This window comes from Streptomyces smaragdinus, assembly GCF_009604385.1.
Lineage (GTDB): Bacteria > Actinomycetota > Actinomycetes > Streptomycetales > Streptomycetaceae > Streptomyces > Streptomyces smaragdinus.
In genome coordinates this window covers 40598-52949 of sequence record NZ_WEGJ01000014.1, presented here as the reverse complement: position 1 = coordinate 52949, position 12352 = coordinate 40598, and the positions used below count along the sequence as shown (strand labels likewise).

Annotated in this window: 13 protein-coding genes; 6 read left to right on the top strand and 7 right to left on the bottom strand. The window is 71.4% G+C overall.

Annotated elements, in window-relative coordinates:
• Position 1: 1 nt before the first annotated feature.
• From SRB5_RS18925 to SRB5_RS18915, 3 genes are all read left to right on the top strand, one after another.
• On the top strand, positions 2-493 hold the full coding sequence (locus SRB5_RS18925; RefSeq protein WP_153453533.1) for a GNAT family N-acetyltransferase: 492 nt from the start codon (positions 2-4) through the stop codon (positions 491-493).
• 261 nt (positions 494-754) lie between these two features.
• Positions 755-1189 (top strand): ATP-binding protein, encoded by a 435-nt coding sequence (locus SRB5_RS18920; protein WP_323378139.1) that lies wholly within the window; start codon positions 755-757, stop codon positions 1187-1189.
• A 22-nt stretch (positions 1190-1211) separates the two neighbouring features.
• Complete coding sequence (locus tag SRB5_RS18915; RefSeq protein WP_228390192.1) at positions 1212-2231, top strand: RNA polymerase sigma factor SigF; 1020 nt, start codon at positions 1212-1214, stop codon at positions 2229-2231.
• A gap of 3 nt (positions 2232-2234) precedes the next feature.
• Here SRB5_RS18915 and SRB5_RS18910 read toward each other — a convergent pair whose 3' ends face one another.
• Positions 2235-2678 (bottom strand): hypothetical protein, encoded by a 444-nt coding sequence (locus tag SRB5_RS18910; RefSeq protein ID WP_153453531.1) that lies wholly within the window; start codon positions 2676-2678, stop codon positions 2235-2237.
• A gap of 70 nt (positions 2679-2748) precedes the next feature.
• On the opposite strand from SRB5_RS18910, the gene SRB5_RS18905 reads away from it, so the two are divergent.
• A complete protein-coding gene (locus SRB5_RS18905; RefSeq protein ID WP_153453529.1) occupies positions 2749-3714 on the top strand; it encodes a diacylglycerol/lipid kinase family protein in 966 nt (321 codons plus the stop codon).
• A 319-nt stretch (positions 3715-4033) separates the two neighbouring features.
• Positions 4034-4291 carry a WhiB family transcriptional regulator gene (locus SRB5_RS18900; RefSeq protein WP_153453527.1) on the top strand — a complete coding sequence of 86 codons (258 nt, stop codon included), beginning with the start codon at positions 4034-4036 and terminating at the stop codon, positions 4289-4291.
• 199 nt (positions 4292-4490) lie between these two features.
• Here SRB5_RS18900 and SRB5_RS18895 read toward each other — a convergent pair whose 3' ends face one another.
• Together SRB5_RS18895 and SRB5_RS18890 are read right to left on the bottom strand one after the other, a co-directional pair.
• On the bottom strand, positions 4491-5975 hold the full coding sequence (locus SRB5_RS18895) for a sensor histidine kinase (protein WP_153453689.1): 1485 nt from the start codon (positions 5973-5975) through the stop codon (positions 4491-4493).
• A 286-nt stretch (positions 5976-6261) separates the two neighbouring features.
• Positions 6262-6855, bottom strand: coding sequence for a TetR/AcrR family transcriptional regulator (locus SRB5_RS18890; RefSeq protein WP_153453525.1), 594 nt, complete (start codon positions 6853-6855; stop codon positions 6262-6264).
• 79 nt (positions 6856-6934) lie between these two features.
• Between SRB5_RS18890 and SRB5_RS18885 the strand changes: the two genes are divergently transcribed.
• Positions 6935-7690, top strand: a complete 756-nt coding sequence (locus SRB5_RS18885; protein ID WP_153453524.1) for an SDR family oxidoreductase — start codon at positions 6935-6937, stop codon at positions 7688-7690.
• A gap of 70 nt (positions 7691-7760) precedes the next feature.
• Here SRB5_RS18885 and nagB read toward each other — a convergent pair whose 3' ends face one another.
• From nagB to SRB5_RS18865, 4 genes are all read right to left on the bottom strand, one after another.
• Positions 7761-8546 carry a glucosamine-6-phosphate deaminase gene (gene nagB / locus SRB5_RS18880; RefSeq protein ID WP_323378138.1) on the bottom strand — a complete coding sequence of 262 codons (786 nt, stop codon included), beginning with the start codon at positions 8544-8546 and terminating at the stop codon, positions 7761-7763.
• Positions 8547-8927: 381 nt separating this feature from the next.
• Positions 8928-10451 (bottom strand): glycoside hydrolase family 3 protein, encoded by a 1524-nt coding sequence (locus SRB5_RS18875; protein ID WP_153453523.1) that lies wholly within the window; start codon positions 10449-10451, stop codon positions 8928-8930.
• An 8-nt stretch (positions 10452-10459) separates the two neighbouring features.
• A complete protein-coding gene (locus SRB5_RS18870) occupies positions 10460-11290 on the bottom strand; it encodes a carbohydrate ABC transporter permease (RefSeq protein ID WP_323378137.1) in 831 nt (276 codons plus the stop codon).
• Entirely contained in the window at positions 11287-12297 is a 1011-nt protein-coding gene (locus tag SRB5_RS18865; RefSeq protein ID WP_153453521.1) for a carbohydrate ABC transporter permease, read from the bottom strand. The genes SRB5_RS18870 and SRB5_RS18865 overlap by 4 nt, the downstream gene beginning before the upstream one ends.
• Positions 12298-12352: the final 55 nt, after the last annotated feature.

Genomic DNA, 12352 nt, shown 5'->3' with positions numbered 1-12352 from the left:
CATGATCCGCGAAGCCCGGCCCGGCGATGTGCCGGCCATCCACGCCATGGTGCGTGACCTGGCCGAACACCACGATGTCACGCAGACCGAGGCCACCGACGAGAAGCTGCACGAGGCGCTCTTCGGTCCGCACCCCGCGGTCTTCGCCCTGATCGCCGAGGCGCCGGGCGACCCGGCCCCGGCGGGCTTCGCGCTGTGGTTCCGCAGCTTCTCCACCTGGTCCGGCAACCACGGCGTGTATCTCGAGGACCTGTTCGTCCGCCCGCCGTACCGCGGCTCCGGTCACGGAAAGGCGCTGATGGCGCGGCTGGCGGCGCTCTGCGTGGAGCGGGGCTGGGACCATTTCGAATGGTCCGTCCACGAGGACAACGAGAAGGCGGCGGCGATCTACGAGGCCCTGGGCGCCGTCCCGCAGCCGGTGTGGACCGGCTACCGGCTGGAGGGCCGGGCCCTCCTTGATCTCGCTTCGTCACAGAGCGTCAACACTCCGTGATCGCCCCGGGAATTGGCCCTGCACAGCTCTAGCCACTGTCCGTACCCGAAGGCTTACCATTAGTGACACTGGCGGGATGGCGGGTCCTTCCCCGTACCAGGGGGACAGCAGCCGACCACTCGCGGTAGCGTCGCATGCGAACCGTGCGCCGGTCCGGCCGGTCACCCCTTGTGAGGGATGACCGCCGGGTTCCGGCACCATGGAAACTCGCTGTACTCACGCTCGTTGAAAGACGCAGCGCGCGCCACCTTGGAGGTGAGGGTGTCCCAGAACGAAGGCGAGCCCAGGCCGAAGGACTTCGTGGAAGTCCGGCTGCCGGCCGCGGGGGCCTATCTGTCGGTCCTGCGAACGGCCACGGCAGGGCTGGCGGCCCGCTTGGACTTCACCCTCGACGAGATCGAGGACCTGCGGATCGCGGTCGACGAGGCCTGCGCGATCCTGCTCCAGCAGGCCGTACCGGGCTCGGTGCTCACCTGTGTGTTCCAGCTCGACAGCCAGGCGGAGAAGCCCGACCGGCCCGCCCTGCTGGTGACGGTCTCGGCGCCGACCACGGACGGCAGGGCGCCCGAGCGCGACACCTTCGCCTGGACGGTGCTCTCGGCTCTCGCCGGCCGGGTCGACTCGACCGTGTCGGAGGACCGTACGGTCACCATCAGCCTGCACAAAGAGCGCGGCGCCGGCCCCGGCCAGACATGAACTGCGCGAGGAGGGCGGCCTGATGAACGAGGGGCACGAGGCGCCGGCCCCGGGACAGCAGTCCCGGGGTGATGCCGTACGAAGGGGCTTGTTGGCGGCTGTGGAGCACGAGCGGGAACCGCGGGGACGCGCCGAAGGGGCACCGGAGGCGGCGCCTTCGGCAGGGGCGACAGACGGGCGGGCTGAGCAGATGGACGGACACGAGCACGGCCGGCACACCAGCCGGCGTGATCCCTCCCCGGGCCCCACGGGCAGGGCGTACCCCACGCCCTCGGGCAGGGGCTATCCGGCGGACCGCGGCGCGGCCCGGGAGATGTTCCACGAGCTGCGCAAACTCCCCGAGGGCACGGCGGAGTACGCGGAGCTGCGCAACGCCCTGGTCCGTATGCATCTGCCGCTGGTCGAGCATCTGGCCCGGCGCTTCCGCAACCGCGGGGAGCCGCTGGACGATCTGACGCAGGTCGCCACGATCGGGCTGATCAAGTCGGTGGACCGGTTCGACCCGGACCGCGGGGTGGAGTTCTCCACGTACGCCACCCCGACCGTGGTCGGCGAGATCAAGCGGCACTTTCGGGACAAGGGCTGGGCGGTGCGCGTGCCGCGCCGGCTGCAGGAGCTGCGGCTGTCGCTGACGTCGGCGACGGCGGAGCTCTCGCAGCGGCACGGCCGGGCGCCGACGGTGCACGAGCTCGCGGAGCAGCTGGGCATCTCCGAGGAGGAGGTCCTGGAGGGCCTGGAGTCGGCCAACGCGTACTCCACGCTGTCCCTGGACGTCCCGGACACGGACGACGAGTCCCCGGCGGTCGCGGACACCCTGGGCGCCGAGGACGACGCCCTGGAGGGCGTGGAGTACCGCGAGTCGCTCAAGCCGCTGCTGGAGGAGCTGCCGCCGCGGGAGAAGAAGATCCTGCTGCTGCGCTTCTTCGGGAACATGACGCAGTCGCAGATCGCGCAGGAGGTCGGCATCTCGCAGATGCACGTCTCGCGGCTGCTGGCCCGCACGCTGGCGCAGCTGCGCGAGCGGCTGCTGGTGGAGGAGTAGGGCTCAGGCCTCCCTGGGCCCGACGCCGAGCGCCTCGACGGTGCTCGGGCTCAGCAGCATGACCAGCGCCGTCAGCGCCACGGCGCCCAGCAGCGCGCCGAGCGGCAGCAGCACCCCGCCGGTGGCGACCATCGTCCACACCACGGGGACGGTCATCAGCTGCGTCATCACGGCCGGCCCCCGGCTCCAGCGGCGCAGCAGCCACAGCCCGCGCGCCGCGGCCAGCGGCAGCACGGCCAGCGCCAGCACGGTCAGCCCGCCGAACAGCGCCGAGCGCCGGCTCCCGCTCTCCCCGGCGGCCAGCGCGACGAGCAGGGCGACGCCCAGCCCGGCCACCACGACGCCCTCGGCGGCGGTCAGCACGGCGGCGACCGTCACCCGTGCGGGACGCGGGCCGGCGGGGTCTTCGGGGGTCGGGGTCGCCCCCCGGGAGGATGCAGAGCTCATGGGCCCCAGGGTATCGGCCGCCCCCGCTCCGGCTTCGCGCCCGTACGCGGCGGTAGGTACCCTGCACTCCATGCGCGCCCTTCTTGTGGTCAACCCCGCCGCCACCACCACGAGTGCGCGGACCCGTGACGTCCTGATCCACGCCCTCGCCAGCGATCTGAAGCTGGACGTGGTGACCACGGAGTACCGCGGCCACGCCCGCGACGTGGCCCGCGCGGCGGCGGAGACCGGCGAGGTGCGCCTCGTCCTGGCCCTGGGCGGCGACGGCACCGTCAACGAGGTCGTCAACGGCCTGCTGCACCACGGCCCCGACCCGGACGCCCTCCCCGGCCTCGCGGTGGTCCCCGGCGGCTCCACGAACGTCTTCGCCCGCGCGCTGGGCCTGCCCAACGACCCGGTGGAGGCCACCGGCGCCCTGCTGGACGCCCTGCGCACCGGCTCGGAGCGCACGGTGGGCCTGGGCCTGGCCTCGGGCACCCCGGGGACGGCGGACGAGGGGGCGCCGGAGCGCTGGTTCACGTTCTGCGCGGGGCTGGGCTTCGACGCCGGCGTGGTGGGCCGGGTGGAGCAGCAGCGGGCGCGCGGGAAGCGGTCGACGCACGCGCTGTACGTCCGCCAGCTGGTGCGCCAGCTGATGTCGGAGCCGCGGCGGCAGGGCACGATAACGCTCGCCCGGCCCGGCGCGGACCCGGTGCGGGGTCTGGTCGCCACGTTCGTCTGCAATACGGCGCCGTGGTCGTATCTCGGCAACAAGCCGCTGTACGCCGCGCCCAAGGCGTCCTTCGACACGGCGCTCGACGTCCTCGGACTGTCGCGCCTGGGACCGGGCGCGGCGGCCCGTTACGGAACGCAGCTGCTCGTCTCCTCTCCGCAGCGCGGACCGCACGGCAAGCACGCTGTGTCACTGCACGACCAGACCTCGTTCACCTTGGAATCACAGGCCCCACTGCCCTTTCAGGTCGACGGTGACCACCTTGGACTGCGTACGAGTGTGTCCTTCACAGGCGTACGGCGCGCACTGCGTGTGATTGTGTGAGTAGAAAGGCCTGCGGGCCTTTATCTCGAACGTACGGACTGCATCTGACCCCTTGATCCAGTGCTGTGAGCCAATCGACACCAAGGAATCCAAAGAAACTTCCCGGAAGGGGTTGTATCCGAAGCTGAGGTTTGCGAACCTTCTCTTGGCGATCGGAACGGCACCCACCGTCGGGCCCTCCAGTTCCTCGCCGGATCTCACTCCACATGTTGAAGGTCACACGGGTTCCCCCGGTCCGGCCTCTTCACTCGTGGGGGGATTCGTGAAAGCGTTCACATTCACAAGCAACTCGCCCGCAACACTATGAGATGGAGCAGTCATGGACTGGCGTCACAACGCCGTTTGCCGCGAGGAAGACCCCGAGCTGTTCTTCCCCATCGGCAACACCGGTCCTGCGCTGCTGCAGATCGAGGAAGCCAAGGCTGTCTGCCGCCGCTGCCCCGTCCAGGAGCAGTGCCTGCAGTGGGCGCTCGAGTCCGGTCAGGACTCCGGCGTCTGGGGTGGCATGAGCGAGGACGAGCGCCGCGCGATGAAGCGCCGCGCCGCCCGCAACCGGGCCCGCAAGGCCACCGCCTGACCCGCCTGAACGCAGCTGTCCGGCCCCCCGGCGACGGGGGCCGCGGCAACTCTCCTCCGAGCCGCAGCGCGCGGATCCTTTGAGCCCTGGGACCTTTCCGGTTCCGGGGCTCGGGCATTTTCCAGGGGTCCTGCAATTCCCCGGTGGGACAAAACCGTTACATTCCCGGATCCGTTCCGGGACGGGAAGTGAATGGGCGTCAGCGTTTCTTCTCGCCCTGCACCGGGAGATCCAGCGCCACCCGCGTACCGCCCTCCGGCGCCGGTTCCATGGTGAACGTGCCGCCGAGCTCGCCCTCGACGAGGGTCCGTACGATCTGCAGCCCCAGATTGCCCGCCGTGGCCGCGTCGAAGCCCGGCGGCAGTCCGCGGCCGTCGTCCTGGACGGTGACCAGCAGCCTGGCCTTGTCGCGGTTTCCCGAGCGCAGCGCGCCGACCTCGACCGTGCCGGTGTCGCCGGGGCCGAAGCCGTGCTCCAGGGCGTTCTGCAGCAGCTCCGTGAGGACCATCGCCAGCGGGGTGGCCACCTCGGCGTCCAGGACGCCGAAGCGTCCCGTGCGCCGGCCGGTGACCCGGCCCGGGGAGATCTCCGCGACCATCGCCAGCACCCGGTCGGCGATCTCGTCGAACTCCACCCGCTCGTCCAGCGTCTGCGACAGCGTCTCGTGCACGATGGCGATCGAGCCGACCCGGCGCACCGCCTCGTCCAGCGCCTCGCGCGCCCGGCCGTCCGGGTCGTGCGCGGCCAGCCGCCGGGACTGCAGACGCAGCAGGGCGGCGACGGTCTGCAGGTTGTTCTTCACCCGGTGGTGGATCTCCCGGATGGTGGCGTCCTTGGTGATCAGCTCGCGCTCGCGGCGGCGCAGCTCGGTGACGTCGCGCAGCAGGACGAGCGAACCGATCCGCGCGCCCTTGGGCTTGAGCGGGATGGCGCGCAGCTGGATCACGCCGCCGCTGCCCTCGACCTCCGTCTCGCGCGGCGCCCAGCCGCTGGCCAGCTTGACCAGGGCCTCGTCCACCGGCCCCTGGTGCAGGGCCAGTTCGGCGGTGGCCTTGCCCAGATGCAGTCCGACGAGGTCGGCGGCGTGGCCCAGGCGGTGGAACGCGGACAGGGCGTTGGGCGAGGCGTACTGGACGACGCCGTCGGCGTCGAGCCGCAGCAGACCGTCGCCGACGCGCGGCGAGGCCTCGGACTCCATCGACTGGCCCGGGTACGGGAAGGCGCCGGCGGCGATCATCTGCGCCAGGTCGGAGGCGCTCTGCAGATACGTCAGCTCCAGCCGGCTGGGGGTGCGTACCGTCAGCAGATTGGTGTTGCGGGCGATCACGCCCAGCACCCGGCCCTCCCGGCGCACGGGGATCGACTCGACCCGGACCGGGACCTCCTCGCGCCACTCCGGGTCGCCCTCGCGGACGATGCGGCCCTCGTCGTACGCGACGTCCAGCATCGGGCGCCGGCCGCGCGGGACGAGGTGGCCGACCATGTCGTCCTGGTAGGAGGTGGGCCCGGTGTTGGGCCGCATCTGCGCCACGGAGACATAGCGCGAGCCCTCGAGGGTGGGGATCCACAGCACGAGGTCCGCGAAGGAGAGGTCGGCGAGCAGCTGCCACTCCGACACGAGCAGATGGAGCCACTCGAGGTCGGTTTCGGTCAGCGCGGTGTGCTGGCGCACGAGGTCGTTCATGGAGGGCACGCCTCGAGCGTACCCGGGCGGGCGTACGGGGCCGGTTCCGGTGGTGCAGACCTCTAGACGGAGACAAGTGGTCTAGTCCACAATGGCTTGCAGTTGCTTCCGGCCTCCCCGCACAGGAGGGCGGAACGAGGATCGTGGCGCTCTCTGCCCTGACTGCGTCCCGGCCTCCCGCCGGCCGTTCCCGCGGGGCCGCACACCCCGCGACACCGCCGGCTCAGCTCCGGGCTGCGGTGCCGGGGCGGGTTGAGGGTCCCGCTCCAGGCGCCGCGGCCCGAAGTCATGTCCCGGGCCAGGCCTGCATCGCCCGCTCGGCCACGGCCTCCAGCTCCTCGCGCGTGGCCCCGTCCCGGGCCTGCTGCTCCATCCCCTGGAAGACGGCGGCGACATAGTGCGCCAGCGCCCCCGCGTCCGTGCCGGGCGGCAGCTCGCCTTCGTCGATGCCGCGGCGGATGCGCTCCTCGTACGAGCCGATGTTACGTATCCGCAGGTCGCGCAGATATTCGCGGACCTCCGCCGTGTTGGTGTTCGTCCCCGCGCTCATGATCAGACAGCCGCGCGGGCGGCCGGGCGTCGTGTGCTCCACCGCGGCGTCGCGCAGCAGCCGCTCCATCGCCCCGCGCGCCGTGGGCTCGGTCAGGGCGAGGGCACTGAAGCCGCCGTAGGCGTGCGCGTAGACCTGCACCGCCTCCTCGAACAGGGCCCGCTTGTCGCCGAACGCCGCGTACAGGCTCGGGGCGGCGATACCCATCGCCGCCGTCAGGTCGGCGACGGACGTCGCCTCGTAGCCGTGCTCCCAGAACGTGAACACGGCCTGCTTCAGGGCCGCCTCCCGGTCGAAGGACCGGGGGCGTCCGCGCTGCTTGGCGGTCATGCGGCCAATTCTATAGCGGGCGTTAGGAAACGTGGTACGGTCCTTTCTGTAGCGACCACTAAAGAAGGGGGGCGCGGCCATGGGCGCGCTCAGGGGCAAGACGGCTCTGGTGACGGGCGGCAGCCGCGGCATCGGGCGGGGCATCGCCGAGCGGCTGGGCCGGGACGGGGCCAGGGTGGGGGTGCATTACGGCAGCGACGGGGCGGCGGCGAAGGAGACGGTCGCCGCGATCGAGGAGGCCGGCGGCTCGGCGTTCGCGATCCGGGCGGAGCTGGGCGCGCCGGGGGCCGCCGAGGCGCTGTGGGAGGCGTACGACGCGCACGCGGACGGGGTGGATGTCCTGGTGAACAACGCGGGGGTGGTGGCCCCGGGGACGGTCTCGGAGGTCTCCGAGGAGGACTACGACCGGGTCTTCGCCGTCAACACCAAGGCGCCGTTCTTCGTCACCCGGCTCGGTCTGGACCGGCTGCGCGACGGGGGCAGGATCGTCAACGTGTCGACGGGCCTGACCCGGGGAGCGGGGATGCCCGGGATCATCGCGTACTCGATGACGAAGGGGGCGATCGACGTCTTCACGGCGAAGCTGGCGGCGACGGTGGGCGAGCGGGGGATCACGGTGAACGCGGTGGCGCCGGGAGTCATCGACACGGACATGAACGCGCCGTGGCTCGGGGACGAGGGTTCGCGGACGCGGACGGAGGTCGCGGGCTGGTCCCCGCTGAACCGGCTGGCGCGGCCGGCGGAGGTGGCGGACGTCGTGGCGTTCCTCGCCTCGGACGACAGCCGGTGGGTCACGGGACAGTGGATCGACGTGACGGGCGGCGCGCTGCTCTGAGGTGTACGTACGGGGCGGGGCCGACGCGGCTCGGGCCCGCCCCGTACGGGCCGGGGACTCCTGGCAGGCCCTAGATGCCCTGCCAGTCGGGCTTGTTGTCGTAGGCGTGGCGGAAGTAGTCGGCCAGCTTCAGCTTCGACGCCGCCGCCTCGTCCACCACGACGGTCGCGTGCCGGTGCAGCTGCAGCGCGGACGCCGGTACAACGGAGGCGACCGGTCCCTCGACCGTCGCGGCGACGGCGTCGGCCTTGCCCTCGCCGGTCGCGAGCAGGACCAGATGGCGGGCGTCGAGGATGGTCCCGATGCCTTGGGTAATCACATGGTGCGGGACCTGGGTGATGTCCCCGGCGAAGAAGCGGGCGTTGTCGACCCGGGTCTGCTGGGTGAGCGTCTTGATCCGGGTGCGCGAGGCCAGGGACGAGCAGGGCTCGTTGAAGCCGATGTGGCCGTCCGTGCCGATCCCCAGCAGCTGGAGGTCGACGCCGCCGGCCCAGGCCAGCGCCTTGTCGTACTCGTCGCAGGCGGCCTGGACGTCCTCGGCGGTGCCGTCGGGGCCCAGGAAGGACTCCTCGGTGAGCCCGAGCGGCTCCACGACCTCGCGCAGCACCACGGAGCGGTAGGACTCGGGGTGCCCCTGGGGCAGTCCGACGTACTCGTCGAGCTGGGCGATACGGGCCTTCGACGCGTCCACGGCGCCTTCGCGGACCTTCGCGGTGAGGGCCTGGTATATCGGCAGCGGGGTGGATCCGGTGGCCACACCGAGCAGGGCCTCGGGCTTGCGGCGCAGGAGGGCGGCGATGGCCTCCGCGATCAGCTCGCCGCCTGCCTCGGCGTCCGGGACGATGACAACTTCCACGCTGGCCTGCCTTTATGCGGGGTGGGAGTGGTTTAGACCAATCTAGCAGAGGGGGCGGCGGAGGCCCAGCTTCCCGCCTGCGCCTGCGCCGCGTTCGCGTCCGCGGGAGTGCCGCGTCGGCCTCCGCGCCTTCGGCGCGGAGCGAATGCCCACCCGCGGCCGCCCGTTACCGTGCGGATGGGTCACCCTGCCGACGCTCCCCCGCAGCACCGGCACGCTGGCCCCGTCTTGCCCCGCACGAAGCGCCGGCACGCTGACCCCGCCCTTTACCCCCCACGAAGCGCCGGCACGGTGACCTCGATGCACGGCAACGGGTGGCTGTGGGTGGGAACATTCCCGCGCCGGAGGCGCGGGGCCGGCGCGGCACCGCAGCCAAAACGCCTACCGAACCCCCGCGATGACCTCCGCGGCAGCGACCCCGCACACCCGCGAAGCCCCCCGCGTAGCGATGTGCAGCGCCCCAAGAGGCGAAGCCTGAGGCACCCCCATCTCCACCACGACCGCATCCGGCCGAGCCGAAAGCACCGCCGCCAGCGCCTCCCCCATCCAGGGATGCCGATGCACGTCCCGCACCACGGCGACCAACGGCCGCTCCCCCGCCGCGGCCACAGCCTCCGCCCCGGACGAGGAGGGCCCGAAGTACCCGCCCACGGTCCCCGGCAGAAGCCGGGCCAGCTCCGGCACGAGCCCCCACGGCGTCTCGTCCCCCGCCGCCATATTGGCGACCGGCGTAAAGGACGCCACATACACCGGAGCGGAAAAAGGGGTGACCCCCGAAGCCCCGGTAACGGTGAGCGCCCGCCGCGCCGCGACCAGCCCGACCGGCGAACCGGCCCCGGCCGACGGGTCGGCGAGTGCGGCCCCCTCCACCGCACTCGCCCGCGAGGACGCCCAAGCGGCGAGCCCCCGCACCCGTGAGGCCGCCTCGGCCAGCCGCTCCTCGGCGAGTTCCCCGGACCGTACCGCCGCGGCGATCGCGTCCCGGAGCCCGACGACGAGCTCGTCGTCGGCGTTGAAGCCCAGGCACAGCGCGTCCGCGCCGGCTGACAGGGCCATGACCGCGCCCCGGGCCATGCCGTACGTCTCGGCGATGGCCCGCATCTCCAGCGCGTCGGTGGTGACGACGCCGTCGAAGCCCAGCCCGCCGTCGGCGACCGGCCCCCGCAGCAGCCCGGTGAGCACCGGACGGCTGAGGGTGGCCGGCAGCGTCGGGTCGAGCGCCGAGAGCACGATGTGCGCGCTCATCACGACCTTCGCCCCCGCGTCGATCGCCGCCCGGAACGGCACCAGCTCCCGTGCCCGCAGCACCTCGAGCGGCACGCCGATGTGCGGCAGCGCGTGGTGGGAGTCGGTGGCGGTGTCGCCGTGCCCGGGGAAGTGCTTGACGCAGGCGATCACGCCGGAGTCGTGCAGCCCGCGGACGTACGCCGCGGTGTGCCGCGCCACCAGCTCCTGGCCGGAGCCGAAGGAGCGCACCCCGATCACCGGGTTGTCCGGGTCGGAGTTGACGTCGGCGGACGGCGCCCAGTCCATCGTGACGCCGCACTCCGCCAGCATCCGCCCCAGCTCCCGGGCGACCGCCCGGGTGAGGTCCACGTCGTCCACCGCGCCCAGGGCGAGGTTGCCGGGGAAGGACGAGCCGGTACGCACCTCGAGCCGGGTGACGTCACCGCCTTCCTCGTCCGTCGCGACGATCACCTCGGGCCGTACCGACCGCAGCCGCGCGGTGAGCGCCGCGACCTGCTCGGCGTCACGCACGTTGCGCCCGAAGAGCGCCACGCACGTCAGCCCGTCGTCGAGCCGCCGCAGCACCCACTGGGGCGGCTCGAGCCCGTCGAAGCCGGGGTGCAGGACGGTGAGCGCGTCCCGGGTGATCGTGTCGTGCCCCTGGATGACAGTGGACATATGTGCTGTTACCCCTTCACCGCTCCGGCCGTCAGTCCTCCGGTGACCTTACGTTGCAGCACCAGGAAGACCACGAGCACGGGGATCGCGAAGAGGCTGGCCGCGGCCATGGTGGCGCCCCAGTCGTCACCGAAGGCCGTCTGGAAGCTCGACAGCCACAGCGGCAGGGTCTGGGCCTCGGCGTCCTTGTTGAGGATCAGCACCAGCGGGAACTCGTTCCAGGCCGTGATGAAACCGAAGAGCGAGGTGGACATCAGGCCCGGGGCCAGCAGCGGGAAGATCACCTTGATGAACGCCTGCATCCGCGAGGCCCCGTCCACCATCGCCGCCTCCTCCAGGTCCTTGGGCACGGCGGCGATGAAGCCGCGCAGCGTCAGGACGGTCAGCGGCAGCACCATCATGGTGTAGAAGAGCGTCAGCGGGAGCAGCTGGTTGAGCATGTCCGAGTCACGCGCGATCAGATAGATCGCGATGACCATGACCTCCCACGGCGCCATCTGCGCGATCATGAACAGCAGGACGAACCCGCGCCGCCCCTTGAACTTGATCCGCGCCAGCGCGAAGGCGGCCAGCATCGCCACGAACAGGGAGAGCAGCACCGCCCCGACCGTGACGACGAACGAGTTGCGCACCAGCGTCCAGAAGTGGTCCGCGTTGATCGCGGTACGGAAGTTCTCCAGCGTGGGCGACGTCGGGAACCACACGGGGGTGTCCGACAGGATGTCGCCGCGCACCTTGAACGCCGTGCTGAACATCCAGTACACGGGGAAGACAAAGACGACCGTGAGGATCACGGCGGTGGCGTTGGGCCAGATACGGCCGGCGAGTGAGCGCCTCACAGCTGCTCCTCCTCGTGCTTGAGGGTCAGACGGAGGTAGTACGAGGTGAGCGCGAGCAGGATCAGGATCGTCAGGATGGAGATCGCCGCGCCCATGCCGTAGTGCTGGTTGCCGACACCTTCGACGAAGGCGTACACGGGGAGCGTCTCGGTGAGCCGCTCCGGGCCGCCGCCGTTGACCGCGAAGATCTGGGCGAACGACTTGAAGATCCAGATGATCTGCAGGAACGTCGTGGCCAGCAGGAACGGCCGCAGGAACGGGTAGGTCACGGTGGACCAGAGCTTGAGCGCCCCGGCGCCGTCCATCCGCGCGGCCTCGTACAGCTCGGCGGGGATCGTGGTGGTGGCGGCGTAGAGGTTGAACGCCACGAACGGGATCGACTGCCAGACGATGAGCAGGGTCACCACGAAGAAGGTGGAGAACTGGTGGCCGGTCCAGTTGTACTCGGCCATCGAGTGCCAGCCCAGGGCGTCCAGCACCCAGTTGACCACGCCGAAGCGGGAGGCGAAGAGCCACTGGTAGACGGTGGTGGCGCCGATCATGGGCATCGCCCAGGCGAGGGTCAGCGCGATGGAGAGCGTGAGCCGCATCCGCTTGCCGAGCCGGGCGAGCAGCAGGCCCGTCAGCGTGCCCAGCACCATGACCAGGGTGACGTTGACCACCGTGAAGATCAGCGACCGCTGGGCGACGTGCCAGAACTCCGCGTCGGAGAGCAGTTCCCGGTAGTTCTCGACGCCGTTCCACTCGGTGAGGTGCTGGATCAGCTGGCGCATGTTGAGGTTCTGGAACGACAGCATGCCGTTCTTCACCAGGGGCCAGCCCAGCAGCACCACGGTGGCCACGAGCGCCGGGAGGAGCAGCAGATACGGCACCGCGCCCGTACTCACACGGCGCGCGGGCCGTCCCTCCCTGCGCCGGCCGGCCGCCTCCCCCGGAGGCTGTCCTCCGCCGCCGTCCTTGCGCGGCGTGCCGGCTCCTGACGGAGCCACTTGGGACGATACGGACATGTACTGCTCCTCCTTACGGCCACGGGGGCCGCACTCCTGTCCACGCCCCGCGCCG

Coding starts and splice junctions, on each gene's coding strand:
- SRB5_RS18925 (WP_153453533.1), top strand. CDS start 2: ATGATCCGCGAAGCCCGGCCCGGCGATGTGCCGGCCATCCACGCCATG.
- SRB5_RS18915 (WP_228390192.1), top strand. CDS start 1,212: ATGAACGAGGGGCACGAGGCGCCGGCCCCGGGACAGCAGTCCCGGGGT.
- SRB5_RS18910 (WP_153453531.1), bottom strand. CDS start 2,678: ATGAGCTCTGCATCCTCCCGGGGGGCGACCCCGACCCCCGAAGACCCC.
- SRB5_RS18905 (WP_153453529.1), top strand. CDS start 2,749: ATGCGCGCCCTTCTTGTGGTCAACCCCGCCGCCACCACCACGAGTGCG.
- SRB5_RS18900 (WP_153453527.1), top strand. CDS start 4,034: ATGGACTGGCGTCACAACGCCGTTTGCCGCGAGGAAGACCCCGAGCTG.
- SRB5_RS18895 (WP_153453689.1), bottom strand. CDS start 5,975: ATGAACGACCTCGTGCGCCAGCACACCGCGCTGACCGAAACCGACCTC.
- SRB5_RS18890 (WP_153453525.1), bottom strand. CDS start 6,855: ATGACCGCCAAGCAGCGCGGACGCCCCCGGTCCTTCGACCGGGAGGCG.
- SRB5_RS18885 (WP_153453524.1), top strand. CDS start 6,935: ATGGGCGCGCTCAGGGGCAAGACGGCTCTGGTGACGGGCGGCAGCCGC.
- SRB5_RS18875 (WP_153453523.1), bottom strand. CDS start 10,451: ATGTCCACTGTCATCCAGGGGCACGACACGATCACCCGGGACGCGCTC.
- SRB5_RS18865 (WP_153453521.1), bottom strand. CDS start 12,297: ATGTCCGTATCGTCCCAAGTGGCTCCGTCAGGAGCCGGCACGCCGCGC.